A 25,560-nucleotide genomic window follows, 5' to 3' on the forward strand; every position below is an offset into this window, starting at 1 on the left:
CTATCATTCATGAGTATCTGCCATTGACTGTTCATCACTCATTACAGACTACTCACTAATTCAAGTGTACATCTACTACTACGTTCAATCCCGGACGTAATTTTTGAATCAAAGAGTCGTTCTTATTGGTGAACTCAATTTTTACCGGCAGGCGTTGAACTACTTTTACAAAGTTTCCACTTGCATTATCCGGAGGCAGCAATGCAAAACGCGCACCTGTTGCCGGAGAAAAGGAAGTCAGCTTCGCATCAAACTCATGCCGGGGAAATGCATCTACCTTTACGGATACTTTCTGCCCTTCTACCATTTTAGCTATCTGGGTTTCTTTAAAATTAGCCACTACCCATTTATCGTTATTTAAAACCACATTGAATAGTTGCGCTCCCGCCTGGATAAACTGCCCTACCTGTACCGGCACCTTAGAAACCACCCCACTTTCAGCAGCCACAATTACGGTGTAGCTCAGATCCAGCTTTGCATTTTCTATTTCCACCTCTTTCTGCCTGATACTTGACCTGGCGATAGCAGATTGTTCTGAACTGGCCGAAACCTGGCTTTTTACCACACTGGTTTGCGCAGCAGCCTGGTTTCTTTGTGCTACTAATATTTCCAATTGCTTATCGGCAGATTGTTTAGCCGCCAATGCCTGCTCGTATTGTTGTTGTGTGATAGAATGATCTTTAATCAGATTTTCATACCTCTTAAGGTCTTCCCCGGTACGCCAAACATTTACTTTCGCAGCTTCTATCTGTGCGTTAGCTGTAGCAACCGCAGCGTTGGCTGTAGTAATATTTTGGTGGGTGGCTGAAGTGCTGGCTTCGGCAGAAGACAGATTACTCCGGGCTGTGCCAAGGGCTGCTTCCGCCTGTTGAAGCGCCATCGTTAAATCTCTTTTATCCAATATCAGTAAAGTATCGCCTTTATTGACAAATTGATTATCCCGAACGCGAACCTCACTTATGTAGCCTGAAATTTTTGAAATAACAGGACTTAAATTAGCTTCTACCTGCGCATCATCAGTTTCTTCATGACTCTGACCATGAATATAGCCTGATATACCAAAATACGCTCCCAGGACCACCATGATACCAAGAATAATAAAAAATATCGGGCTTCTTTTTTTTGTAGCCGGCGCCGCCGGTGCCTGTTCGTTTGCTTCTGTAACTGTATTATTTGCCATCTTTAGTGAATTAATATTTTATTGATAAAGTACTCCGGTTGTTTCTAATAATTTTCTATAGGCCAACGCCGCATCTGCCTTGGCATTTAAAACATTGATTTTAGTAGACAGTAAAGCCACATTTGCATCCAGCAATTCAGTAATAGTTACAAGGCTATTATCAAACTTATTCTTGGTAATCCTGTAATTTTCTTCTGCCTGACGCTCAGACTTCTCGTAAACTTCAATTTTCTTTTTAGCTACAAATGCATTTTGATAATCCCTGTTGATCTCCAGCTTTACTCCATCCATCAACAATTCCTTTGAAGCCGTAAGCTGTGTTTCTCTTGCCCGGGACTGCTTCAAAACTGCATTGCTCTTCCATAAATTTGCCAGGTTGTATTGGATACCTACACCCGCATTAACCGCATTTGTAACCGTTAAGAAATTAGGGATATCAGCTGCTACATAACCTCCGGTAAGAGCCAGCGTGGGTAAATTTTCTGCTTTGGCAGATTTGGTAGCCAGCTCCGCAGCCCTTTGCTGAAAGCCTAAAGCCTGTACATCCTTCCTGTTCTGCAGTGCTTGCTGCTGGTAATCGCTAAAGGTTTTTACATCCACCTGCTGATTTATAAATGAAGAATCAACTTCAATAATCGTTTGCTCAGGTAAACCCAGGAGCAAGTTCATATTCATGTTAGCTATATTGTAATTATTCTCCGCCTCCAGTAATTGCAGCTCAATATCGGAAGTTTGCAGTTGCGCTTTCAAACGGTCATTGCGGGCGATGATGCCGTTATTTTCCTTATTCAAGAAATCTGCGTCTCTCTTTTGAGAAGTTACCAGGTTTTCGTTCAGCACACGTACTACCTGCGAAGCCTTGAAAAGATTTACATAGGCCTGGCTGATATTGTAAGCAATTTCATTTTTATCGCTTCCTGCATTCAATTTGGCAGCTTCCAATAAGTATTTGGCCGATTGTATACCATATTTAATACGGCCACCGGCAAATAAAGGCAGCGAAAAATTCGCCATACTATACATGGCCTGATTTACCTTGGGAGCCGCAGAAGCTCCCGCTTCGCCTTCTCCGCCGGATGATTGCTGACCCGTTTTAAGGTTAATATTAGCATTGGTTAACCTCAAATAGCTGCCACTAACTTTCAGATCGGGCAATTGACGGTTCTTTGCTTCGTCGATTGCCGCTGTAGCTTCTATAATTTTCGCGTCATCGATCTTCAGATTTTTGCTGTTGGCGATGCCCAGTTCGAGGGCCTCCTGGAGCGTTAAGCTCCTTTTGTCCTGTGCGTTTATATCTGCATAAGACAATAGCGCTGTTGAAAAAAGCAATAGCGCTTTAGCTGTTCGATTCATACCCTAAAATATTTCTTGTAATTGTTTTTAAATGTTCTTTTACTTTTTCGAAATAAACATCCCTGATCCATTCTTCGGTAACCTTTACGCCGTAGTGACTGGCATATAAATGCTTGTTCAACAGCGACTGCATAATAGTTCCGGTAATGGTGGTGATAAATAAAACAGGATCCACTCTATTTTTAAAGGCACCAGAAGCATATCCCTCATTCAATACCGATTCGAAGAATTTGGCATAAGTCTCCTTCAACTTGCTCATGAACCTGATCACACTTTTGTTTTTATTGGTTGCCTGTTCAGCTAAAATCACTTTGTAAAAGGATTTGTTATGCTTTACCCGGTCCATATAGCCTGAAAGCGCCTTCTCTAATTTTTCAACAGTTGTAAGAGCTGTATTTTCTGAAATCTCTTTTACAGAAGCCAAACCAGCACTCATACGCATCTTAAACAGCTCTTCCATTAATTTCTCCTTCGAACCAAAATAATAGGAGATCATCGCTATATTAATCCCCGCTGCTTTTGCAATATCTCTCACCGACGTGGCGTCAAATCCTTTCTCCGAAAAAAGAGCTTCCGCCTTCTCCAGTATATGTTCTTTTTTTGTCATTACGAATACAAAATTAAACAAACGTTTAAACTAATCAAACATTTGTTTAATTTTTATTTCATTAAAAAAGAAATGTTGACAGAAATCAACATTTCTTTCTCCGATTAATTGATGCTGTATCGATGCTTGTATCGCTCGTATAATTGTTGCTGCTTATTGTCAAGGTTAATCTTACGCCCCTGTATAAATGCATCGGTGACAATGCTGGTACGCATGTCGAGCACATCGCCTTCGCAAATGATAATATTGGCATCTTTACCCTTTTCAATTGACCCTGTTTGTTGATCGATACCCAGTATCCTGGCGGGATTAATGGTGATGGCTGCAAGCGCTTGTTCTCTGGTAAGGCCAAAACCGGCAGCGGTACCCGCATTGAAGTCCAGGTTACGATAACGTGCATTATCCGAATTATCATTAATAGCGAACAATACGCCCGCTTTTTGTAAAATGCCTGGTGTTTTATATGGCTGATCAATATCATCATCCTGCATGGTAGGCAGGCTGTGCATTGAGTTTAAAATAACAGCCATATTATTCTGCTTTAAAAGATCTGCAAAAAGGTAACTGTCCGCCCCCCCTACTAACACCACATCAATATTAAACTTCTTTGCAAAGTCTACTGCTACCAATATCTGGCGGGCAATATCTGCATGCACAAAAAGTTTTTGCTTTTTTTCGAACAAAGGTCTTAAAGCCTCAAATTTCAGATTATGATCTTCTTTTTTAGCTTGCTTCAAATAGGCCTGCGCCTGCAGGAAAAATGATTCAATTTCTTCGACAGTCTGTATCCCGGTCTTTACAGGATCCGATGCATCTGCACCTCTTAAAGATCTGCGCGGCGAACGCATTAACAGAGGTATATTTATATGTAGGCCATTATCTGCTTTATAAATCGCATCCTGCCAGGTCCAGGCATCCAGTTGCACTATAGAAGAAGTACCTGTTACCAATCGGCCCTGGGGTACCACACATGCCAGTAAAATACCATTCGCCCTCAAAGTATTGATGATCTTGGAATCGGTATTATAAGCTACCACAGATCGTACAGATGGGTTGTATTCTCCCAGTTCAAAATAATCATTACTCCCCCGAACACCACTTCCAATCTCACTGATTCCCAGATCCGTATTCGGCAATATCAGGCCGGGATAAACGTTTTTACCTTTAGCATCTATGAGGGTTGCGCCGGCTTCCTCCTGTACAGCTGAACCCACTTCGGCTATCTTTCCATCTTTAATTACAATAACACCATTATTAATTACATTACCATTTGTTGTATAAATGTTGCCATTTTTAATGATGATCGTCCCCTTTTGCGGTCCTGCCGGATAAACATTATCCTGTGCCTGCAAGCCATTACCCGCAGCAATGATTAGAGCAAGTATTATAAATTTCTTTAACATAGTTTACAGTTTTTCTTCGTAAGAATCAATTTCCAGGATGCCCGTGTGCTGTTCATTATCCTCGCAATGCAAAATAACCTGGGCCGTAGGTTTTACCGGAACAGTAGCCGAGCCTCCTCTGGCATCGGCTAACATTTTCTGCACCAGCCTGTTTCTTTCAGCTCCTATATACTTTCTTTGTTCCAGGTCTTTTTCACGATCGAAATAGATTGTACCATCAACAATTGTATACAGCGCTTTTGCATATACACTTAGCGGGTTTTGATCCCATAATACCACATCCGCATCTTTGCCCACTTTGATACTTCCAACACGATTATCAATATGAAGTGCTTTGGCGGGATTCAATGTCACCATCTTAAACGCATCATCTTCACTTACCCCTCCATATTTTACTACTTTGGCTGCTTCCTGGTTTAAACGACGGGCCATTTCGGCATCATCACTATTGATACAAACATTTAAACCCATTTTATGCATAATGGCTGCGTTGAACGGAATAGCATCCTGCACTTCAGTTTTATAAGCCCACCAGTCGGAGAAAGTAGAAACATGGGAGCCGTGCTTTTTAATAGCATCGGCCACCTTGTATCCTTCGAGAATATGAGTCAGTGTATTTACCCTGAAACCATATTCGTCTGCCGTGGATAATAAAGCCAGTATTTCGCTTTGCACATAGCTGTGGCAGGTAATGAATCGTTTATTATTTAATATCTCTACCAATGCATCCAGTTCGAGGTCCCTGCGAACGGTTTTATCACCGGCTTTTATTTTGGCCTCATAATCTTTTGCCCGCTGAAAAGCATCTGCCAATACAGACTGTACACCCATACGGGTATCAGGAAAACGGATATTGCCCTGTGATTGCGCCGTCCTTTTCACGTTTTCACCCAGAGCAAACTTTATAAAAGGATCAGCCCCTTTAAACTTCAGCCCTTCATCATCTGCACCCCACCTTAGTTTGATCAATTGCGTTTGACCGCCAATGGTGTTTGCCGAGCCGTGTAATATATGGGAAGTAGTAACGCCGCCGCCTAATTGCCTGTATATATTCACATCATCAGGGTTTAGATTATCTCCCACCCTCACCTCAGAAGTTACTGATTGTGCTCCTTCATTTATAGAAAAAGCAGCAATATGTGAATGCTCATCAATAATACCCGGCGTTAAAAATTTACCGGTTCCGTCGATAGTTTTAGCGCCGGCTGCCGCAATATTTTTTCCAACGGCGGCTATTTTTCCATCCTTCAATAATACGTCCGCATTTTCCAGCCTGCCTTCTTTTTCATTCGTCCATACCGTTGCATTTTTGATCAGTATATTTTCGGCAACCGGAACCTGCTCATTACCATAAGGTGAAAAGGGAAAGCTCACTTTAGCCAAACCTTTGTCAGTTTTCGCTTTTGCGGTATCTTTTTTTAAGGAGTTTTCTTTTGTCCATGTAGCAATCCAGGTAACTGGTTGCCCGTTATTATCAGAGCCTACTCCCTGCCAGGTTTTACCATAATCTACCCCGCTTAATCTATATAAGAATCCTGCCTGCGCAGCAGAAAAAGTAGAATCCTTTTTCTCCGCCGTTGACGGCTTGCCCGAGGGCTTCAGAGAGAAATTAACAGAGACCAGAGTGCCATCCGATTTAAACCTGGTGGTAAGCGTGTCTTTTCCGATCAGGTTGGCCTGGCTATTGTTTTTAACATCCAGTATATAATCAGTAACGCCTGTTGCACCTGTTATAGACAATTTATACTGTCCTGCCTGCTCTTTGCTCGCTTTGGCTTTTACATCATAACGTTCCCCGCTCACCCAATTCTCTACAATGCTTGTCTTTTCAGAAAAAATATCCCCTGTTGTAATTAAAAAATTAGCCACTTTTCCGGCTTCAATACTGCCTACCTGATCATCTATTTTCATAAGTGAAGCCGGCACTGTTGTTAAAGCAGCCAATGCAGCTTTAGGCGTTAACCCATAAGCAATGGCTTTCCTAAGAGAAGGCCAGAAGCTTTTTATATCTTTCAGATCGGATGCGGTAATCACAAATGGAATACCCGCTTTTTCAAAAGCAGCGGCGTTGCCCGGTGCCAGCTCCCAATGTGCCATATCACTCACCGAAACAAACCGGGCATCCATGGGGTCTTCCACATTCTGTGTTTCAGGATAATTCAGCGACAGGATATAAGCAGCTTTAGTAGCCGCTATTTCTTTGATGCGCTGATATTCATTATCACCTGCTTTAATAATAAACTGTATTCCAAACTCATCTCCAATTCTATCGGCGCGCAGATCACCCCATTTATCACCTGCTTCAAATACCTGTGGTAATACTTTATTGGCATTCCAGGCTTCCAATGATTTATTAACCCCCTCCCTGGCAGGTTTATTTTTTGCATACCAGTCGGCATCTATAAAGGTTTGCCTGAGTAATGCCACACTCCCCATCATCGAAGTTGGATAAGATTGCGTAGAGGTTCCTTTGCTAAAGGAGTAAAATGCTGCAGTTCTATCTTTTAAGATATTCAGGTTTTCTCTGCGATCAGATAATACAGCTGCCACACCGGTGCCCCTGGCAATACCGTCTTTTTGATGAGATACTACTGCGCCAAAACCCTGTTCCCGCAAGGTCTCTCCCTTCTTGGCATCTGTAGTAAAAAGATCGTAACCATTTACTTCACTTTTGATGGCCTGGTTCCAGTTGAACGGACCTTTGGTATTGGTAGATAACTGCTGAGGACCAAAAAAAGATCCTTCTCCACCGGCTCTTTGTGGAATGGCGATACCATAGTCACTATAAATATCCACGAATGAAGGATAGATAAACTGTCCTTTACAATCAATAACAACGGCTCCTTCCGGGATGGAAGCTGTACCTACGGATACTATTTTACCATCCTTTATGATCAACGTACCATTAGACAATGAAGTGCTGCTGTTCTTAATAATAGTAGCATTAGTGAAGGCATAGGATCGGCTGCGTTCATCTGCAATACCGTTTATAGGATAAGTAACCTGTGCGCTAAGCTCTGCTAAACCCAATAGGAGGCCGGCCCCTAAAAGCCATTTCTTCATTAGCATTAATTTTTATGAAAAATAATAAAATAAAACCAAAAGACCCGTCGCTGAAAAAGAAATAACGGACAACTGCTTCAGTTGCTACACAAAAAAAGCGCAAACAGTTTGACCCGTTTGCACTCTTTATATGTAACCTCAAAAAATACTTACAAAGTTTCTCCCAGCTGGCTAACATCTAAACCTTCAGCTTCTTCTTCTTCACTTACACGTAATGGAGTAACCAGGTCTGTTATTTTTAAAATGATCATAGACATAATGAATACGCCAACTAAAACTGCCAGGGCTACCAACACGTGGGTAGTGAACAGTTTTGTTTCGCCAAAGAATAAACCTTTGTCTGCCACTGCCGAATTAATGCCAGGGCTTGCGAATACGCCGGTAAGGATCATACCTACCAGGCCACCAACACCGTGGCAGGGAAATACATCCAATGTATCATCAATACTTGTTCTGGTTCTCCATTCTACCATTAAGTTGCTAATCAAAGACGCAACAACACCAATCACCAAAGCATGAGGCAGGCTTACAAAGCCAGCTGCCGGAGTAATGGCAACCAATCCAACAACCGCACCAATGCTGGTACCCATTGCTGAAGGCTTTTTACCTCTTAATGCATCGAAAATGATCCATGCAAAAGCAGCAGCGCCTGAAGCTACGGCTGTTGTAGCCAAAGCAATAGCCGCCAAATTATTCGCTCCCATTGCAGATCCACCATTAAAGCCGAACCAGCCAAACCAAAGTAAACCTGTACCTAATAATACATAAGTAATACGGGCGGGCTTCATTTCCTGGTCGCTTCTCTTACGTAAATAGATTGCACTAGCCAAAGCAGCCACGCCAGCACTCATGTGAACCACCGTTCCTCCTGCAAAATCCAGTACACCCAGGTTGAACAAAAGTCCATCAGGATGCCAGGTCATGTGTGCCAACGGTGCATAGATGAAAATGAAAAACAAACAAATAAATAAGATATAAGAGGTAAAACGTACCCTTTCAGAAAAAGCACCCGTTACAAGAGCCGGAGTAATAATGGCAAATTTCAACTGAAAAAAGGCAAAAACTGCCAAAGGAACAGTTGGCGCCAATGACCATGGTTTACCATCTAGTACACCGTTCATAAACATAAAGGTGGATGGGTTACCGATAACGCCGCCAATGTCTTCACCAAATGCAAGGCTAAAGCCAAAAACCACCCATATCACTGACACTATTGCCATGCAAATAAAACTTTGTAACATTGTCGAGATCACATTCTTTTTTCTCACCATGCCCCCGTAGAAAAAGGCCAGACCCGGTGTCATTATCAATACCAATGCTGCGGAAGTGAGAAGCCAAGCTGTGTCCCCGGTATCTATTGCAGGATCAGTTGGACTTTCCACAGGATTATGCCCCAGGAAAAGACTTAGAACAGTAACTAACACGAGCAGAAGAAAAGGAACAATAGCTAGTTTTTTGGTCATGTGCATAATGAAAAAATTTAATGTGATAAAAAATAATAATAAATAAATAAACAGTTAATATTAGTTGCTACAATTCCAAAATTATATATTTAACATCAAAATAAATTGCATTATTGACAATTATTTTCAAATATAATTATTTATAATATGATTATTAAAATAGCCGAGTCCATCCATGCGGGCGCAATCAGAGATATTTATGCTCCTTTTATACAGGACGGATTTGTAACCTTTGAAACCCAAGTACCTGAGGTAGAGGACTTTGAAAAACGAATTGCACATTATACGGAAAGATATCCCTGGCTGGTGATGGAGGAAGACGGAGTGGTACTAGGTTATGCTTATGCATCGGCTTACAGGGAGCGGGTTGCCTATCAATGGGTGGTAGAATGCTCGGTTTATGTGCATGGCGACCATCAAAAAAAAGGGATAGCCGCTAAACTATATGAAGCACTATTTGACCTGCTTCGGTTACAGGGACTCTATAAAGTTTATGCAGTAATTACGGCTCCCAATCCGCAAAGTGTTGGCTTTCACGAGAGAATGGGCTTTACATGGTTTGCCACCTATGAAAATGTTGGTTATAAAGCCGGCAAATGGTGCGATGTAGGTTGGTGGCAATTAACGCTGACGGAACCCGATAACTCTATTCCGTCAGCGCCTATACCATTTCCACAGCTTGACAATTCAGCTGTAGACAATATATTAAAAAAATACTCTACTTAATAGTTCTGCCCGGGTAAACTTTTAATGCCACCTCGAGGCATTCCATCGCATTTTGAATTGCTTCCAGGTTAATAACATAAGCCAATCTCACCTCGTTGATACCAAGGCCTGGTGTTACATAAAACCCTGTTGCAGGCGCCAGCATTACCGACTGGCCATTATAAGAAAACTCTTCCAGCAACCACTGGCAAAACTTATTACAATCGTCAATGGGCAGTTGCGCCATTGCGTAAAATGCCCCGCCCGGGTTAGGGCAGTACACTCCTTCTATCTGGTTAAGCCGGCTTACCAGTAAATCCCTGCGCCTCAAATATTCAGCCCTTGGTTCATCAAAAAAGTTATCCGGCAAATCAACCGCTGCTTCTCCTAAAATCTGCTCCAGGCCGGGTGGGCTTAACCTGGTTTGCGCCAGTTTGATGGCCAGGTCGTACACTTTCTTATTTTTTGTTACCAATGCACCAATGCGGGCGCCACATGCACTGTACCTTTTACTGATGGTGTCGATTAAAATGGCATTATCTTCCAAACCTGGCAGGTGCATTACACTGGTATGTGGTTCTTCACTATAACAAAATTCACGGTAAGCCTCGTCACTAAACAGGTAAAGATTATTTTTTTTGCAGATGTCACCAATTGCAAGCATTTCATCTCTGCTATATAAGTAACCGGTTGGATTATTAGGGTTACATATTAAAATAGCTTTTGTGCGGGGGGTAATTGCTTTTTCGAATTCGCTCAGCGGCGGCAATTCAAACCCGGTTTCGATAGCCGACCTTATAGGCACTACCTTCACGCTTGTCTGGCAGGCAAAACCCAGGTAATTCGCATAAAGCGGTTCGGGAATAATGACCTCATCGCCTGCATCGAGGCATGCAAAAAATGCAAACATTATCGCTTCGCTGCCACCAGCTGTAACCAGTATTTCGTCTTTACTAACCTGTATACCTGCTTTCGCGTAATATTCGGTTAGTTTTCTCCTATAGCTTTCGTTACCCGCACTATGGCTATATTCTAAAATCGGCATCTTAACGTTCCTTACCGCATCCATAATGGCCGGAGGAGTTTCCACATCGGGTTGGCCGATATTCAGATGATAGACTTTAATCCCCCTTTTCTTTGCTGCATCCGCATAAGGAACCAACTTCCTGATAGGCGAAGCAGGCATTTCAACACCACGTCTCGATACTGTAAGCATACTACTATTTGTTAGTTTATATTTAAAATTAAACCCCTTCAATTCTGAAGGGGTTTAAAAAGATTTTGATGAAAACTTTTTATTTTTTTGCAACCACTTCGCCAGTAAAGTATACGATTTTAGGCTCGTTGTAACCGGCCAGGTAAATCTCTACGTCTTTATTTACAGGTCCAGCGCTAGGCGCACTATAAGAAACTTTTATTTTCCCTGTTTTGCCAGGCATGATCGGCTCTGTTGGCTTTTCAGGCACTGTGCAACCACAACCGGCCATTACATTTTTTACTACTAACGGCTTTTTAGTTTGATTTACAAACTCCATATAAAAAGTAACAGGACTCCCCTGTGTAACTTTACCGATATCGTATTTCTCCTTTACCATGGTAATAGCTGCATCAGCGCCTGTTGCCGCAGTTTTTACGCTGGCAGACTGTGCACCCGCCCAATTAATAGACATTACAAATAGTAAGGAAAGGATCAAACTGATTTTCTTCATACAAAAAATTTCGTTGTTACTAAATTGGATTACAAAAGTATTTAAAAAGATGGAATTAGCTGTGCTAAAGTTGCATTAAAACATTTTACTGCTCTTCGGGGCCCTTATATAAGCAAAAAGCATAGGATTGTACATATTTTGTACACATAACCGTCACACTAAAATGCTTATTAATTCGTTATATTCACATATTAAAGCTTCTCACCTATTTTTGTCGAATGGATATACTTAACTCCGGATTTGCAGAGCAAAACGAAATGCTGTCTTTTGAGAAATTTAAAGACGGAGTTTTGCACGATTATTATATCGCATGTTTAAGCAGAGAGACCAGTTTACTGTCCCGAAAAGAAGTACTTACAGGGAAAGCCAAATTTGGCATTTTTGGAGATGGCAAGGAGGTAGCACAGGTAGCTGCCGCTAAGTTTTTTCAACCGGGTGACTGGAGAAGTGGTTATTATCGTGATCAAACGATGATGTTTGCTATTGGAGAATCGAACCCTAACCAATATTTTGCGCAGCTATATGCCGATCCGGATCCTCAACGTGAGCCGTTTAGTCACGGACGCCAGATGAACTGCCACTATACCAGCCGTAACACGCTACCCGATGGCGAATGGGCCAACCTTGTAGAGATCAAGAATACCGGTACAGATATGTCGTCAACTGCATCTCAGATGCCCCGTGCTGTTGGTCTTGCCCTGGCTTCTAAATTATTCAGGGATATTGATGAGCTAAAACAATTCAAACACTTATCGGATAATGGTAATGAAGTTTGTTTTTGCACCATAGGAGATGCATCTACCAGCGAAGGACACTTTTGGGAGGCAGTGAATGCAGCAGGTGTTCTTCAGGTACCACTGGTAATTTTCGTTTGGGACGACGGTTATGGCATTTCGGTGCCAAGGGAGTATCAAACCACCAAAGGATCTATATCCAAAGCGTTAAAAGGTTTTGAAAAAGAAGAAGGTACGAATGGCTTTTATATTGCTGCACTAAAAGGCTGGGATTATATGAGCATGGTTGAGGTGTTTAACGAAGGCATCAGCCTGGCCAGGGAAACCCATACTCCGGTTATCTTTCATATAGAAGAACTCACACAACCCCAGGGACACAGTACCTCCGGCAGCCACGAGCGTTATAAAACCCGTGATCGCCTGGAGTGGGAAAAAGAACGAGACTGCCTGGTAAAAATGAAAGCCTGGATAGTGGAAAATGCGCTGGCAGATGAACCGACTTTGAGAAGAATTGAAAACGACGCCAGGAACAATGTAAAAGAAGCCAAAGATAAGGCCTGGAAAGAATACCAGACCCCTTTGAAAGAGCTCACACAAAAAAGCAGCGAAATAGTAGAGGCGCTTATTCCCGATAACCTGGAACATGAGGAAGAGCTCAGGAAAATATCAAAAGATCTGAGATCGTTACGTGAACCGCTTCGCAAGAGCAACCTGCAAAGCGTATATAAAGCATTATTGCTTTGCGGAGATAAAGCTACCAACGAGGCTTTAGATTATTATAAAGAACTTCAAAAAGATAGTGCAGCTATTTATAACAGCCTGCTATATGACGATGGCCCCAAAAGCGCATTAAAAGTAGCGCCTGTGGCACCGGTTTATAATGAATCGTCACCCAGCCTTAACGGGTACCAGATCATTAACCGGTATTTTGACAGTGTTTTCCAAAGCAATCCCAAAGTGATAGCTTTTGGAGAGGACCTTGGCCAGATAGGCGATGTAAACCAGGGTTTTGCCGGTTTGCAAAAGAAGTATGGCAGTGAAAGGATCTTCGATACCGGGATCAGGGAATTAACGATCATGGGCAAAGGTGTGGGCCTTGCCTTAAGGGGCTTAAGACCTATTGCAGAGATACAGTATTTAGATTACCTGGTATACGGGCTCCAACCCCTCACTGATGACGTGGCGTCCCTGTTTTACAGGAGTGGTGGTAAACAAAGTTGTCCTATCATTGTAAGAACGAGGGGGCACAGGCTTGAAGGCATCTGGCATAGTGGCTCTCCTATGGGAATGATCATTAACGCCGTGCGGGGCATGTATGTTTGTGTTCCCCGAAACTTTGTACAGGCCGCAGGTATGTACAACACCTTATTAAAAAGTAATAGCCCCGCTATTGTTATTGAAAGCCTGAACGGTTATCGCTTAAAGGAAAAGCTACCCGAAAACCTCAGCGACATCAATGTTCCATTAGGTATTCCGGAGATCCTTAAAGAAGGAACAGATATCACCATAGTGAGCTATGGATCTACCATCCGTATTGTGCAGCAGGCTATGAAACTGGTAGAACCACTTGGTGTAAGCTGCGAGCTGATAGATGTGCAAACACTTCTCCCCTTCGATCTGAACCACCTGATCCTTGAATCATTAAAGAAAACAAATCGTATTTTATTCGTTGACGAAGACGTACCAGGAGGAGCCGCAGGATTTATGTTTAATAAAGTAATGGAAGAGCAGGGCGGATACAGGTACCTTGATGTAGCGCCAAGAACGATCACTGCAAAAGAACATCGCCCGGCTTACGGCAGTGACGGCGATTACTTCAGCAAACCTAACGCTGAAGAGGTTGCTGCAACTTTAATAGAAATGATGAAGGAGTAGTGTGCTACACTTCTACACATTATAAAAGCCAGGCAATGCCTGGCTTTATCGTTTAGTTTAGTTATCAACTTATTATTCCTGAGAAGTAGCGACCGACTTATTTTTATCTTCAGTAACAAAAATATCTTCGTTTTCTCTTTTCATCAGGTACTTTTCCCGGGCGAGTTTTTCGATAGTAACAGGATCATTTTCAAGATCCGTTTTTACTTTTCGCAACTCGGAGAGTTCCTGTAAATAATGCTCCTTACTTTGATTGAGGTTTTGTAACTCTTCTCTACGGTCCATGGTAGTAATCAAATCATTTTTATCTAAAAACAACATGACACCCAAAAAACCAACGGAGGCAATAAAATACTTATTGGTAAGAAAACGGGACAGCCGGCTCAAAGCCCTACGTTTTCGTGGCGCCTTCGGTAAAACCGGTTCCTTTTCTGTTACAAAATCAACAAACTCTTCCATGTAAGATGTTTAATGTTACAAAATCCAGGTTCAAAGTTATTAGATTAAACTTTGAACCTGGGACTTTAAACTCATTATTACTTACCAAATTTGATTTTCCCTTTTGGATAAATAGCGCTGTCGCCTAATAATTCCTCAATTCTGATCAACTGGTTGTACTTCGCAATCCTGTCGGTACGGCTTGCAGAACCTGTTTTAATTTGTCCGCAGTTCAATGCCACCGCTAAATCAGCAATAGTGGTATCTTCTGTTTCCCCGCTACGATGGCTCATAATAGTGTTATAACCATTATGCTGTGCAAGGGTTACCGCGTTAATCGTTTCAGTGATGGTACCGATCTGGTTTACTTTTACTAACAAACCGTTAGCAGTGTTCTTATCAATACCTTGCTGTAAACGTTCTACGTTGGTTACGAAAAGATCATCACCTACCAGCTGGCATTTGCTGCCAATGGTTTCAGTAAGCAATTTCCAACCTTTCCAGTCGTCTTCAGCCATTCCGTCTTCGATACTTGCGATCGGGTATTTCTTCACCCAGCTTTCCCAATATTTAACCAACTCTTCGCTGGTCATTTCTTTACCAGAACTTTTATGGAAAACGTATTTTTTCTTTTTTGCATCCCAAAGCTCGCTGTTAGCAGCATCCATTGCAATCACAATTTGCGAACCGGCTTTATAACCTGCAGCACCAATTGCATCCAATACAGTTTCAATCGCTTCCTCATTGCTTTGGATATTGGGAGCAAAGCCACCTTCATCACCTACGTTAGTGCTATAGCCTTTTTTCTTTAATACAGATTTTAAGGCATGGAATATTTCAACACCCCAACGAAGACCTTCGCTAAAAGTAGTTGCACCCACCGGCATGATCATAAACTCCTGGAAATCGATTTTATTGTCGGCATGCGCACCACCATTCAGGATGTTCATCATCGGGATAGGTAGTGTTTTTGCATTGGTACCGCCTATGTAACGGTATAAAGGCAAACCAGCTTCTTCAGCCGCAGCTTTTGCAGCCGCCATACTTACCGCTAACAATGAGTTGGCGCCCAGTTTAGCTTTGTTAGGCGTACCATCTAATTGAATCATCAACTGATCAATACCTGTTTGATCAGCTACATCGTATCCTAATAAAGCAGGAGCAATTACAGTATTTACGTTTTTAACGGCTTTTAAAGTTCCTTTACCCAGGTATTTCTTTTTATCGCCATCACGCAACTCAACAGCTTCGTGTATACCGGTGCTGGCTCCACTTGGCACAGCAGCACGCCCTAAAGCGCCTTCGTCTGTAATTACATCCACCTCAATGGTTGGATTACCACGACTGTCTAATATTTGTCTTGCGAAGACTTCTGAAATGTAACTCATGAATTATCTGTTTAAGATGTATTTTATTCAATTTGTGGCGCAATTTAATTAATACTTTGCGTATCTAATACACAAATATTGGAAAAAGTAAATCACAACTGTGGAAAACCCTAAAGAAAACGCCAATTACTGACCTGGCAATTAAACTAACCGGCCAGCAAAATTTGCGAGCAGCTAATAACCCGTTTCGCAGGCATTTGTGATCATCTATTTAACATCGCGGAACGATTGACTCTATAGGGGCTGACAGACCCATAAAAAAAAGCATAGCCCGGAAGCTATGCTTATCACGAAAATCATTTGCTTCAACTAGATGTTATCATAAACATAAATAGGATCAATTACTGTTTCACCTGGTTTAATATTGATGATCTCTTTCAGCTTACCATCTTTCAAACCATATACCCAACCGTGTATTTCAGGTCCCTGGCGATCTTTCCATGCTTTTTGAATAATGGAGGTTTTGCAAAGTTTCTCTGCCTGCTCTCTCACATTCAGTTCTACGAGGCGGTCTGCCCGCTCATCGATATCCTCTATAGCGTCCAGTTCTCCACGATTGTCCTTGTAAACATCTTTGATCACGCGCAACCACATATTTAATATCTGGTTGAAGTCGTTATTTCCCATTGCGGCCTTAACACCACCACAACCGTAATGACCGCAAACTATTACATGTTTCACTTTAAGATGCATTACTGCGTATTCCAATACACTCAGCATATTAACATCTGTATGTACTACCAGGTTAGCAATATTGCGATGTACGAAAATTTCTCCTGGGTTGGTACCCGTAATCTGGTTGGCTGGTACGCGGCTATCACTACAACCGATCCATAAAAATTCGGGAGTTTGCGTTTGCGCCAGGTCGTCAAAAAAAGTAGGATTAACGGATAACATCTGCGATGCCCACTCTTTATTTGCTTCTAACAATTCAGTGTACGATTTCATTTTGCTTTCAATCTTTAAGGTTAATTAATTTTTATTCTTAGCATTATTATTATTTCCGTTTCCATGAATTACTGACTCAATAACTTCTTCGTAATTACGCTGAAGAGATGCATCATCATTATTATTGGCCAATACTTTATAAGAAAATCCATGATCTACAAATCCGCTTGTGTATAAATCTACTTTTATATTTTTCAAAGGGGCATGTAGTGTAAAATCTTCTATTGTTTCCACCACATCCCTGTCAATGTAGTCCGCCCGTTTAGTATCAATGATCACATGAGCATTTTCGGGAACTTCCTCCAGCTTCCGTTTTATAATTGCTTTGTTAAGAAAGGAAACGTCTTTACGCAGTCTGAATAAATAGCGGGTATCATCATTTACTACAAAAACCGCTTTTCTGAAATTTGATCTGAAAGAAAAAAACAGCCCTACGATTATCCCCAATATCACCCCTTTCAACAAATCTGTTGCCAAAATTGCTGCAATAGTAATTACAAAAGGTAAAAATACATCCCACCCCTTTTTGTAAAATGCTTTAAACAGCGAGGGCTTTGCCAATTTATAACCTGTAAATATAAGAATTGCAGCCAGGGCGGCTTTAGGTATCAGGTTTAAGATGGCAGGTATAAATGCCACAGATAATAAGAGAAAAATACCGTGGTAAATGGTCGACATCTTTGTTTTTGCTCCAGAGTTAACATTGGCCGAAGATCTAACAATAACACTTGTGACAGGTATACCGCCAATAAGACCCGACAGCAAATTACCGGCTCCCTGTGCCTTCAACTCCCTGTTGGTAGGCGTTACTCTCTGGTAAGGATCCAGGTCATCAACTGCCTCTATGCTTAATAAAGTTTCCAAACTGGCAACCAGAGCGATGGTTACAGCAAGTGTCCATACCTGCACATTCCCGATCATACTCCAATCGGGGGTTGAAAAGAACGAAAAGAAATCGCCAGCAGATTTGGCTACAGGCATATTTACCAAATGATCGCCTGAAAGAGGTTGAACAAAATTAACCGAACCAAATATTGCATTTAAACCAACACCAATAAATACAATTAACAAAGGCGTCGGAATCAATTTAAGCAAACCTTTTTTGTTGGACACCATCGCTTCCCAAATAAAATAAAAGGCCAAACACACCAGTCCTATAATTAATGCTCCGGAATTGATGCTGCCGAATGCCTTAAAAAAGTTAATGAAAATATTGCCCTTATCCGGGTTAGGTGTATTTTCATCAATTTCCGCGGAAGAACTATCTCCCAGTAAATGGGGAAACTGATTCAGAATAAGAATAAGACCGATAGCGGCTAACATACCTTTAATAACACTACTTGGTATGTAATCCCCAATAACGCCGGCTTTTAAAAAGCCCAGAACCAATTGCATGGCGCCAGCTAAAACCACAACTAATAAGAAAGCCTCAAAAGAAGCTAATGAAGTAATGGCTGCGGCTACTATGGCTGTTAAGCCTGCTGCCGGGCCGCTGACGCTCAACTGCGAACCACTAAAAATACCTACTACAATACCACCACATACACCTGCAATAATACCGCTAAATAAGGGCGCATTAGATGCCAGGGCTACACCTAAACATAACGGTAATGCAACTAAAAAAACAACAATAGATGCCGGCAAATCATTTGCCAACGACTTTATATAACCTGTCGATCTGGGTTTATTTGTCATAAAAAAAATTAAATATTGTAAGCCTATCCTATTTACCAGGTAAACGGACATAGCGATATAGACACAAGAAGAATAACGGAAAGTTAAGCTACTGCATTGGGGGGAGGACAGTGTTGTTCTCCATGATACGCTACATAGGTTGCTTCATGCGCGTGTATATAAGCGATGCTTATCTGGTGAGGGGGAAGATGCAGGTCGTGGCGCGTTTCGTGAACATATTCTTCACTGACGCTTACAGTACCTGATGGTGTTTTTTCTTCGGTAGAATTAGAATAAGGATTTTTATCACAGGCATTACCATGAGCTGCATTATTTTTAATCGCCTTTGTAGAGCTATAGGTTACCGGCAAACCAATAGTTAGCAGGAGCAATAATCCCGCTAAAACCGCTGCCGATATGTAACCTAACACCTTACCCATATATACTGGCGAAGATATAAGAAATTCTCATTTTAAATTAGATTGAGATTAAAATCCTTTTAATTACTATTCAAAGTTCAGATGATCAGAGTCCTCAGGCAAATGTTCATACTCATTTTTAATAGCATACCAACCAAAGATCATCAAGCCTATTGCTATAGGTACAAATATTGCAATAATAATTACCCATATAACAGGATTATTGATGTCTTTGTTGCCTGAACTGTCAATATTTTTTACAGCGCCTGCAATTAAAAAAAAGGTAACCGAGGGACCTAATAAAAACCAAATTACGCCTAAAATTCTTTTAATAACATTCATAGTGTTTATTTTAAGTATGGTATGATTGTCTGTATAATAGTCCGGTCAATCATTTACCTCTTCATCAATTTTATTATTAAGATATATGGCTCCAATTACGAAACATAAAGTAGCTACTGCTATCGGGTACCATAAACCTACCAATGGATCGGCGGTAAATGTGGTTTGCAGTAACACACCGATGAAAGGCACCAGGCCCCCAAACACACCATTACCAATGTGGTAGGGCAAAGACATAGATGTATAGCGTATTCTTATTGGGAAAAGTTCTACCAAAAAAGCCGCTATTGGTCCGTAAACCATGGTTACATATAAAATAAGCAGAAATACCAGCCCTATGAACTTCCAATACAGATTAGACGGCAAAACCTTGTCTTTTATAACTGCCTTACCCATCTGAACCTGATGTGTAGCAGCAATAAGTGTATCTACCCGCTCCTGCTTATATCCGGCTCCTGATTCATAATGCATGGTTTGGACAGTAGTAATTAAAGTATCGCCTGTATTACCTAAAGGTATTCTCTTGGTTGCTTCAACTGCTCCGGAGGTGATAGTCCCGCCCTGCCAGGCTTTTGTATCTGATTTCTCGAGGAGATAACTAAAAATAGGGCGATAGGTCAAAATTGCAATCAGCATACCCAAAAGCATGATCCACTTGCGACCAATTTTATCGCTGAGCCATCCAAAGAAAATAAAAAAAGGCGTTGCAAAAAGAATGGCCCAAAGCATGATGGTACGGCTCTGTTCAAAATCCAACATAGCTTTGGTCTCTAAAAAACTCTGCGCGTAAAATTGCCCGGTATACCACACTACCCCCTGCCCCATTACTGCCCCGAAAAGCGCCAGCAAAACCATTTTAAAATTGGCTTTATTACTAAAACTTTCTTTCAGCGGATTTTTGGCTGTTTTCCCTTCTGACTTTAACTTAGAAAATAGCGGAGACTCCTCCATTTTCATTCTTATATACACCGATACGCCCACCAATAAAATAGAAAACCAAAAAGGATAACGCCAACCACCCCACTCAGAATTGAAGGCAGCATCACTCATATTCATCTTAACCAGCATGATAACACCTAAGGCCAGAAACAGGCCTAAAGTGGCGGTTGTTTGAATCCAGCTGGTAAAATACCCGCGTCGATTCGCAGGTGCATGCTCCGCCACATAAGTTGCAGCACCGCCATACTCGCCACCCAAAGCCAGCCCTTGTATTAATCTCAACAGCAAAACAAGTAAAGGTGCGGCTATACCAATAGACTTATACCCGGGCACCAATCCTATTAAAAAGGTTGAACCACCCATTAACACTAATGTTAACAGGAATGTAGATTTTCTACCGAATATATCACCCAGCCGCCCGAATACCAATGCACCAAAAGGGCGCACTATAAAGCCGGCGGCGAATATGGCCAATGTGCTCAATAAAGCTGCTGTAGCATTGCCTTCAGGGAAAAACTCAGTCGAAATTGTTTTGGCAAGCATACCAAAAATGTAAAAGTCATACCATTCAATCATGGTGCCGAGAGAGGACGCTGCAATTACCCGCGTTATAACATTTCCTTCGCCTTTGTTGCTCATACAATCGTTATTGTGGTTTTATGGGCTTAAAATTACATACAACTCTTTTCCATTGGGTTCTTATGGCGTACCAAATGGCGTTGAATGCTTTAAGCCTATAAATATAGGGCAAGTTTGTTTAGTTTTACACTATAAGGCCATCTTTCATTTGTAATACCCTATCACTAAGGCGGGCAAGGTCGTCGTTGTGTGTTACGATCAGAAATGTTTGTGAAAATTTGGTGCGCAGATCAAAAATAAGCTCATGTAACTCCCGGGCGTTAGCTGTATCCAAATTGCCGGTGGGCTCATCAGCGAAAACAATAGAGGGTTGATTAATCAATGCTCTAGCAACAGCAACGCGCTGCTGCTCTCCCCCGCTTAATTCGCCGGGCTTGTTATTTAAACGGTGAGCAACACCCAGTATTTGTAATAGTTCTTTAGCCTGTTCTTCTACCTCCTTTTTCTTTCGCCCTGCAATCCAGGCAGGAATTGACACATTTTCAAGAGCTGAAAACTCGGGCAATAAATGATGAAATTGAAAAACAAAGCCTATATTACTATTTCTAAAGGCTGCTAACTTCTTCGATGTCAGGCTTTCGATCCGTGTACCATTCATCGTCACTTCGCCCCGGTCGGGCTTGTCGAGCGTACCTAAAATATGGAGTAAGGTACTTTTTCCGCTACCTGATGGCCCCACAATTGATACCACTTCTCCCTTTTTTATCTCCACATTTACTCCTTTTAATACCTGTATAGTTCCGTAAGCCTTATGAATATCTTTTCCGTATATCATTAAAAAGAGTTGTGCTGATAAAATAATAGTTTCAAATGTAAAAGTTTTGCATTTGAAATAACGTCAAAAATGTTTAAAAAAGCAATTTGGTAAATTCAGTAATACAGTTACTTTTGCACAAATTTTTTTAAATCAGTTTGCAACCCTTTGTTGCTTATTAACGTTAATTATAGAAAACCGATTATACTATGTTTTGGACACTTGAATTAGCTTCTTACCTTGAGGATGCGCCCTGGCCGGCTACCAAAGACGAGTTGATTGACTATGCAATCCGTAGCGGTGCTCCGCTGGAGGTTGTGGAAAACCTGCAGGAATTGGAAGATGAAGGAGATGTTTATGAAACAATCGAAGACATCTGGCCCGATTATCCTACGCAGGAAGATTTCCTATTTAATGAGGACGAATACTAAAAACTTACAATAGCATTTATAAGCCACTATTTTAGTGGCTTTTTATTTGGGTATCATATCCGCCAGATTTTCAATAAATCTTTGCGCATAAAAGTCCTTATGTTTCCAATTGTGCCCCATCCTGACAATAATCAGGTTTTTCCCGGGATTAACATAAACAAACTGTCCCAACATTCCCTGGGCAAATATTGCCGGTAGATTATTATAAGCGCTAAAATAGGTTTTACCATTTCGAGTACCCTGACCTAAATACCAATTTCCTTTTTGCGCGGCCATAAACCGGGCAGCCTGCAGTGAATCGCCAAACCTTCTTATATTTCTACTGCTCCACCAATGGTTTTTATAGCCCTGGTAAACCCGCATCGTATCTGTATTCAAAATGGTACGCACCCATTCTTTGGCCAAAATTTGTTTGCCGTTCCAGTTTCCATTATTTAAATAAAGGCGTCCCAGCTTTGCGAAGTCTTTTAACGTAGCATTTAAACAACAAAAAGCCCGGGCAGTTCCTTTGGCGTCCGTTTGCCAGGCGGCATCACTTTCCATACCCATAGGCAGCCATAATTTTTGCTGTAAATAATTAGCCAGCTTTTCCCCTGTAGCAGCTTCTACGATCGCGCCCAGCAATTGTGTATTTACACTTTTGTATACAAAATCCTTTGACGGGGAGGCTACTTTTGTTTTCTTTAACCGGGCCATCAAATTCCGCGTAAAACCTAATTGAATTACATCACTAAAAGGACTATTATAGGTTTCATCACTCTTCACACCCGTGCGCATATCCAGCACGTTTTGTACTGTAACATTTTTCCAGGCCTTATCGCTTTTCAATAACCAGGGCAGGTATTGCGTTACCGGATCATTTAAAGACTGGATTTTCCCTTCCTGGTGAGCTATTTGCGCCAGAGTGCCTACAAAAGATTTTGCTACTGAAAAAGAAGGAAAGATGTTCGATGAGTCAACATTCCCAAAATATCTTTCATACAAAATGCTGTCATTTCTTATAACCAGGAATCCATAGGTCAAACTATTCTTCAAATTAGAATCGAGGTAAGACTTTAAAGGAAAACGAGTTGGGTCTGAATGATAAAACCGAAATACCTGATCGCTCTTCTGTAAAGCTGCAGCTTTGAATTTCCCCAGATCTTTTAACTCAAATTTTCTGAAACGATAGGCTTTTACCACATAACAGGAAGACAAAATACATGAAGCTATTAATATATATGTGAGTCTTCGAAATATCATTAGGTTATTCTTAACCAATTTATAGCTGAAAGATCTTTTTCATTAACACCCATTTTTCGCCAGGCCTGGCAAAAGGCAGGGCCTGCTGGTATTTCCACATCAGGGCTTCCCATTCCTGCACTTTACTATTTGCTTCATCTGAAGCCTGCTTTTTCTCAAAGGAAAAATCATCATTAACCTCCATAATCATAAACAAACGATTTTCCACCCTGTATATTTCCATGCTTTCTATTCCGGCGGCCCTGATACTCCGGGTTATTTCGGGCCATATTTCCCGATGCTGCTGCTCATAAGCTGCTATTAGCTCTGCATCATTTTTCAGATCAACAGTAAGACAATACTTCCTCATCAGTACTACATTTTTTGTTAGGATTATTAACCATTTTCCTGTTCAAAACCAATATCGATCTTCAGATTCTTGCCATCTGCTGCTGCAGTTGCCAATGCATCACACCGGTTGTTAAAAGGATTGTCAGCATGCCCACGTACCCAATGCATCCTTATATCCAAATTCTTCGCCAGCTGGTGATACTGTAACCATAAATCCTTATTTTTTTTTCCTCCCTTAAAGTCTGTGCGGATCCAGTTACGCAACCATCCCTTCGAAATGGAATTAACTACATATTGACTGTCAGAATAAATAGCAACAGGTATATGACTGGTTTTAAGTGCTTTTAAACCTTCTATAACAGCCATCAACTCCATGCGGTTATTGGTTGTACGCTTAAACCCTCCCGACAGCTCTTTGCCATGTCCTTTGTACATCAGAATAACACCATAACCACCTGGTCCCGGATTACCTCTCGATGCTCCATCTGTATAAATAATAATTTCCTGTTCCAATAAGGCAAATATAAAGCAGAGAAGCTCAAACCGGCAGGATGGAAAAATAAAAGAATGAATTAAAATACGACAAAAAACATGTATATTTGTGACAAATGACATGATATGAAAAAGAATATTAAAAAATATATTCCTAATATATCTTCCAGCCAGGTAGAAGAACCTGCGGCTATTTATCATATTACACCCAAATCCAGCCGCGTGGAAACACTGGTTAAAGATTTCACCTATAAAGATTTTAAAAAGATACTTAGTAAAGGCCCTTTTACTCTAGGAGAATGGTCTGATATGCTTTTCATGAGCGAACGTACCCTGCACCGTTATGCAAAAGATGATGGCGGTTTTAACGGGTTGCAAATAGAACGCATACTATTGCTGGAGGTTTTGATTGACACGGGCAATGAGCTATTTGGCCAGGAAGGTTTTAAAAACTGGTTGCCAAGTAAACCCTTCTCATTAAACGGAGAAGTGGTTAAAAACAAATTAAATACTCATAATGGTATCCAGGAAGTAATTGATACCCTGGGAAGAATTCAACACGGTATATCAGCATAATGATTATTTACAGACTTGTTCGCTCGGAATACCATGATGACCTATCGGGTTACGGTGCGTTTTTGTATGGGGGACGCTGGAATAATAAAGGACAATACGCGCTTTACGGAGCAGAACACATCTCACTTGCCGTTCTGGAAATTATTGTGAACTATGATAGAACAGCAACTTCACTCCTGCCCTCTTATCACCTTGTAGAACTTTCAGTGCCCGATGATGAAATTATTGAAATAGACCATTCGGCTCTGAAAAAAAAATGGAGCGAGGACATGGACTATACAAGGTATATCGGAGATGAGTTCCTGCAATCAAAATCCGACCTGGTACTAAAAATACCTTCGGCTGTTATACCCGAAGAAAACAACTACTTGTTGAATCCCAGCCATAAGGATTTCAAAAAGATTATTATAGACAGTAGCAAACGCTATGGATTGGATAACCGGTTATTTTAAAGCTATCTTACATCAAACCAAACCGCTTTTGTTGCATCCCAGGAGCCGCTATAATTAATAAACAATTCTTCTCCGGCTTTTATTTTCCTTACCGTTTTGATGGTAATGGTATTTTGATCATAGTCCATTTCATAATCGCAGTTACTCTCATAAGAATGGTTATAAACAGGAACCCAGCCAAGTGCCATACAACATTGATCAGTGCCATCACCCCATTCAAAAATATAGTCATGTAAGAGGGTTTGATCCAGCAGTATCCTTTCTTCGGCAGACATAACTAAAACCGGTGCTATTTCCACAACAGATCCCTTTGAAATATCTTCGGTGGTGAAAACACCCTTTCCCATTTCTTCTGTTTCTGCTATATATAAACAATGCGCTATCAAGTCAATTGATTTTCGAAC

At 41.2% G+C, this 25,560-nt stretch carries 25 protein-coding genes; 5 read left to right on the top strand and 20 right to left on the bottom strand.

Annotated elements, in window-relative coordinates; genetic code table 11:
* Window positions 1-55: 55 nt before the first annotated feature.
* From ACLOAU_RS18840 to ACLOAU_RS18865, 6 genes are all read right to left on the bottom strand, one after another.
* Window positions 56-1,180, bottom strand: coding sequence for an HlyD family secretion protein (locus ACLOAU_RS18840; protein ID WP_427863463.1), 1,125 nt, complete (start codon window positions 1,178-1,180; stop codon window positions 56-58).
* Between the two features lie 18 nt (window positions 1,181-1,198).
* The gene (locus ACLOAU_RS18845; protein ID WP_427863464.1) at window positions 1,199-2,533 is read right to left on the bottom strand and encodes a TolC family protein; all 1,335 of its coding nucleotides are present in this window, start codon (window positions 2,531-2,533) and stop codon (window positions 1,199-1,201) included.
* Entirely contained in the window at window positions 2,517-3,140 is a 624-nt protein-coding gene (locus ACLOAU_RS18850; RefSeq protein ID WP_427863465.1) for a TetR/AcrR family transcriptional regulator, read from the bottom strand. The genes ACLOAU_RS18845 and ACLOAU_RS18850 overlap by 17 nt, the downstream gene beginning before the upstream one ends.
* Window positions 3,141-3,244: 104 nt before the next feature.
* Entirely contained in the window at window positions 3,245-4,543 is a 1,299-nt protein-coding gene (locus ACLOAU_RS18855) for an amidohydrolase family protein (RefSeq protein ID WP_427863466.1), read from the bottom strand.
* 3 nt (window positions 4,544-4,546) lie between these two features.
* A complete protein-coding gene (locus tag ACLOAU_RS18860; RefSeq protein ID WP_427863467.1) occupies window positions 4,547-7,606 on the bottom strand; it encodes an amidohydrolase family protein in 3,060 nt (1,019 codons plus the stop codon).
* A gap of 149 nt (window positions 7,607-7,755) precedes the next feature.
* On the bottom strand, window positions 7,756-9,069 hold the full coding sequence (locus ACLOAU_RS18865; RefSeq protein WP_427863468.1) for an ammonium transporter: 1,314 nt from the start codon (window positions 9,067-9,069) through the stop codon (window positions 7,756-7,758).
* 147 nt (window positions 9,070-9,216) lie between these two features.
* On the opposite strand from ACLOAU_RS18865, the gene ACLOAU_RS18870 reads away from it, so the two are divergent.
* Window positions 9,217-9,795 (top strand): GNAT family N-acetyltransferase, encoded by a 579-nt coding sequence (locus ACLOAU_RS18870; RefSeq protein ID WP_427863469.1) that lies wholly within the window; start codon window positions 9,217-9,219, stop codon window positions 9,793-9,795.
* Here the strand turns inward: ACLOAU_RS18870 and ACLOAU_RS18875 are convergent.
* Entirely contained in the window at window positions 9,788-10,990 is a 1,203-nt protein-coding gene (locus tag ACLOAU_RS18875; protein ID WP_427863470.1) for a pyridoxal phosphate-dependent aminotransferase, read from the bottom strand. The genes ACLOAU_RS18870 and ACLOAU_RS18875 overlap by 8 nt on opposite strands.
* A gap of 79 nt (window positions 10,991-11,069) precedes the next feature.
* Window positions 11,070-11,483, bottom strand: a complete 414-nt coding sequence (locus ACLOAU_RS18880; protein WP_427863471.1) for a DUF1573 domain-containing protein — start codon at window positions 11,481-11,483, stop codon at window positions 11,070-11,072.
* Between the two features lie 218 nt (window positions 11,484-11,701).
* On the opposite strand from ACLOAU_RS18880, the gene ACLOAU_RS18885 reads away from it, so the two are divergent.
* Window positions 11,702-14,092: an alpha-ketoacid dehydrogenase subunit alpha/beta gene (locus tag ACLOAU_RS18885; RefSeq protein ID WP_427863472.1), complete on the top strand. Its 2,391-nt coding sequence runs from the start codon at window positions 11,702-11,704 to the stop codon at window positions 14,090-14,092.
* 72 nt (window positions 14,093-14,164) lie between these two features.
* Here ACLOAU_RS18885 and ACLOAU_RS18890 read toward each other — a convergent pair whose 3' ends face one another.
* From ACLOAU_RS18890 to ACLOAU_RS18925, 8 genes are all read right to left on the bottom strand, one after another.
* Window positions 14,165-14,551, bottom strand: coding sequence for an FtsB family cell division protein (locus ACLOAU_RS18890; protein ID WP_427863473.1), 387 nt, complete (start codon window positions 14,549-14,551; stop codon window positions 14,165-14,167).
* A gap of 77 nt (window positions 14,552-14,628) precedes the next feature.
* Window positions 14,629-15,918: a phosphopyruvate hydratase gene (eno, locus tag ACLOAU_RS18895; protein WP_427863474.1), complete on the bottom strand. Its 1,290-nt coding sequence runs from the start codon at window positions 15,916-15,918 to the stop codon at window positions 14,629-14,631.
* 309 nt (window positions 15,919-16,227) lie between these two features.
* Window positions 16,228-16,866, bottom strand: coding sequence for a carbonic anhydrase (locus ACLOAU_RS18900; protein WP_427863475.1), 639 nt, complete (start codon window positions 16,864-16,866; stop codon window positions 16,228-16,230).
* Between the two features lie 24 nt (window positions 16,867-16,890).
* Complete coding sequence (locus ACLOAU_RS18905; protein ID WP_427863476.1) at window positions 16,891-18,561, bottom strand: SulP family inorganic anion transporter; 1,671 nt, start codon at window positions 18,559-18,561, stop codon at window positions 16,891-16,893.
* Window positions 18,562-18,644: 83 nt separating this feature from the next.
* The gene (locus tag ACLOAU_RS18910; RefSeq protein WP_427863477.1) at window positions 18,645-18,980 is read right to left on the bottom strand and encodes a hypothetical protein; all 336 of its coding nucleotides are present in this window, start codon (window positions 18,978-18,980) and stop codon (window positions 18,645-18,647) included.
* Between the two features lie 66 nt (window positions 18,981-19,046).
* Window positions 19,047-19,301 (bottom strand): DUF6814 family protein, encoded by a 255-nt coding sequence (locus ACLOAU_RS18915; protein WP_427863478.1) that lies wholly within the window; start codon window positions 19,299-19,301, stop codon window positions 19,047-19,049.
* A gap of 45 nt (window positions 19,302-19,346) precedes the next feature.
* Entirely contained in the window at window positions 19,347-20,879 is a 1,533-nt protein-coding gene (locus tag ACLOAU_RS18920) for an MFS transporter (protein ID WP_427863479.1), read from the bottom strand.
* 124 nt (window positions 20,880-21,003) lie between these two features.
* Complete coding sequence (locus ACLOAU_RS18925) at window positions 21,004-21,654, bottom strand: ABC transporter ATP-binding protein (protein ID WP_427863480.1); 651 nt, start codon at window positions 21,652-21,654, stop codon at window positions 21,004-21,006.
* A gap of 188 nt (window positions 21,655-21,842) precedes the next feature.
* On the opposite strand from ACLOAU_RS18925, the gene ACLOAU_RS18930 reads away from it, so the two are divergent.
* A complete protein-coding gene (locus ACLOAU_RS18930; protein WP_114792839.1) occupies window positions 21,843-22,064 on the top strand; it encodes a DUF2795 domain-containing protein in 222 nt (73 codons plus the stop codon).
* Between the two features lie 42 nt (window positions 22,065-22,106).
* Here ACLOAU_RS18930 and ACLOAU_RS18935 read toward each other — a convergent pair whose 3' ends face one another.
* From ACLOAU_RS18935 to rnhA, 3 genes are read right to left on the bottom strand one after another with little or no spacing between them, the layout of a single operon-like run.
* A complete protein-coding gene (locus ACLOAU_RS18935; RefSeq protein WP_427863481.1) occupies window positions 22,107-23,306 on the bottom strand; it encodes a serine hydrolase domain-containing protein in 1,200 nt (399 codons plus the stop codon).
* Between the two features lie 19 nt (window positions 23,307-23,325).
* The gene (locus ACLOAU_RS18940) at window positions 23,326-23,655 is read right to left on the bottom strand and encodes an L-rhamnose mutarotase (protein ID WP_427863482.1); all 330 of its coding nucleotides are present in this window, start codon (window positions 23,653-23,655) and stop codon (window positions 23,326-23,328) included.
* Between the two features lie 26 nt (window positions 23,656-23,681).
* A complete protein-coding gene (rnhA, locus tag ACLOAU_RS18945; RefSeq protein ID WP_427863483.1) occupies window positions 23,682-24,149 on the bottom strand; it encodes a ribonuclease HI in 468 nt (155 codons plus the stop codon).
* A gap of 105 nt (window positions 24,150-24,254) precedes the next feature.
* On the opposite strand from rnhA, the gene ACLOAU_RS18950 reads away from it, so the two are divergent.
* Both ACLOAU_RS18950 and ACLOAU_RS18955 read left to right on the top strand, forming a co-directional pair.
* Window positions 24,255-24,704, top strand: coding sequence for an Xre family toxin-antitoxin system antitoxin (locus ACLOAU_RS18950; protein ID WP_427863484.1), 450 nt, complete (start codon window positions 24,255-24,257; stop codon window positions 24,702-24,704).
* A complete protein-coding gene (locus ACLOAU_RS18955) occupies window positions 24,704-25,156 on the top strand; it encodes an RES family NAD+ phosphorylase (protein ID WP_427863485.1) in 453 nt (150 codons plus the stop codon). Before ACLOAU_RS18950 ends, ACLOAU_RS18955 begins: the two co-directional genes overlap by 1 nt.
* 2 nt (window positions 25,157-25,158) lie before the next feature.
* Here ACLOAU_RS18955 and ACLOAU_RS18960 read toward each other — a convergent pair whose 3' ends face one another.
* Window positions 25,159-25,542, bottom strand: coding sequence for an SET domain-containing protein (locus ACLOAU_RS18960; protein WP_427863486.1), 384 nt, complete (start codon window positions 25,540-25,542; stop codon window positions 25,159-25,161).
* Window positions 25,543-25,560 lie beyond the last annotated feature (18 nt).

It is taken from the genome of Paraniabella aurantiaca, assembly GCF_050309965.1.
In the GTDB taxonomy this organism is placed as follows: Bacteria; Bacteroidota; Bacteroidia; order Chitinophagales; family Chitinophagaceae; genus Niabella.

Bases quoted from the DNA above. Each gene is read 5' to 3' on its own strand.
- ACLOAU_RS18865 (WP_427863468.1), bottom strand. From the start codon at position 9,069: ATGACCAAAAAACTAGCTATTGTTCCTTTTCTTCTGCTCGTGTTAGTT.
- ACLOAU_RS18845 (WP_427863464.1), bottom strand. From the start codon at position 2,533: ATGAATCGAACAGCTAAAGCGCTATTGCTTTTTTCAACAGCGCTATTG.
- ACLOAU_RS18870 (WP_427863469.1), top strand. From the start codon at position 9,217: ATGATTATTAAAATAGCCGAGTCCATCCATGCGGGCGCAATCAGAGAT.
- ACLOAU_RS18925 (WP_427863480.1), bottom strand. From the start codon at position 21,654: ATGATATACGGAAAAGATATTCATAAGGCTTACGGAACTATACAGGTA.
- ACLOAU_RS18900 (WP_427863475.1), bottom strand. From the start codon at position 16,866: ATGAAATCGTACACTGAATTGTTAGAAGCAAATAAAGAGTGGGCATCG.
- ACLOAU_RS18855 (WP_427863466.1), bottom strand. From the start codon at position 4,543: ATGTTAAAGAAATTTATAATACTTGCTCTAATCATTGCTGCGGGTAAT.
- ACLOAU_RS18840 (WP_427863463.1), bottom strand. From the start codon at position 1,180: ATGGCAAATAATACAGTTACAGAAGCAAACGAACAGGCACCGGCGGCG.
- ACLOAU_RS18950 (WP_427863484.1), top strand. From the start codon at position 24,255: ATGAAAAAGAATATTAAAAAATATATTCCTAATATATCTTCCAGCCAG.
- ACLOAU_RS18955 (WP_427863485.1), top strand. From the start codon at position 24,704: ATGATTATTTACAGACTTGTTCGCTCGGAATACCATGATGACCTATCG.
- ACLOAU_RS18875 (WP_427863470.1), bottom strand. From the start codon at position 10,990: ATGCTTACAGTATCGAGACGTGGTGTTGAAATGCCTGCTTCGCCTATC.
- ACLOAU_RS18905 (WP_427863476.1), bottom strand. From the start codon at position 18,561: ATGACAAATAAACCCAGATCGACAGGTTATATAAAGTCGTTGGCAAAT.
- ACLOAU_RS18930 (WP_114792839.1), top strand. From the start codon at position 21,843: ATGTTTTGGACACTTGAATTAGCTTCTTACCTTGAGGATGCGCCCTGG.
- ACLOAU_RS18940 (WP_427863482.1), bottom strand. From the start codon at position 23,655: ATGAGGAAGTATTGTCTTACTGTTGATCTGAAAAATGATGCAGAGCTA.
- ACLOAU_RS18915 (WP_427863478.1), bottom strand. From the start codon at position 19,301: ATGAATGTTATTAAAAGAATTTTAGGCGTAATTTGGTTTTTATTAGGT.
- ACLOAU_RS18880 (WP_427863471.1), bottom strand. From the start codon at position 11,483: ATGAAGAAAATCAGTTTGATCCTTTCCTTACTATTTGTAATGTCTATT.
- ACLOAU_RS18935 (WP_427863481.1), bottom strand. From the start codon at position 23,306: ATGATATTTCGAAGACTCACATATATATTAATAGCTTCATGTATTTTG.
- ACLOAU_RS18920 (WP_427863479.1), bottom strand. From the start codon at position 20,879: ATGAGCAACAAAGGCGAAGGAAATGTTATAACGCGGGTAATTGCAGCG.
- ACLOAU_RS18885 (WP_427863472.1), top strand. From the start codon at position 11,702: ATGGATATACTTAACTCCGGATTTGCAGAGCAAAACGAAATGCTGTCT.
- ACLOAU_RS18890 (WP_427863473.1), bottom strand. From the start codon at position 14,551: ATGGAAGAGTTTGTTGATTTTGTAACAGAAAAGGAACCGGTTTTACCG.
- ACLOAU_RS18860 (WP_427863467.1), bottom strand. From the start codon at position 7,606: ATGAAGAAATGGCTTTTAGGGGCCGGCCTCCTATTGGGTTTAGCAGAG.
- eno (WP_427863474.1), bottom strand. From the start codon at position 15,918: ATGAGTTACATTTCAGAAGTCTTCGCAAGACAAATATTAGACAGTCGT.
- ACLOAU_RS18910 (WP_427863477.1), bottom strand. From the start codon at position 18,980: ATGGGTAAGGTGTTAGGTTACATATCGGCAGCGGTTTTAGCGGGATTA.
- ACLOAU_RS18850 (WP_427863465.1), bottom strand. From the start codon at position 3,140: ATGACAAAAAAAGAACATATACTGGAGAAGGCGGAAGCTCTTTTTTCG.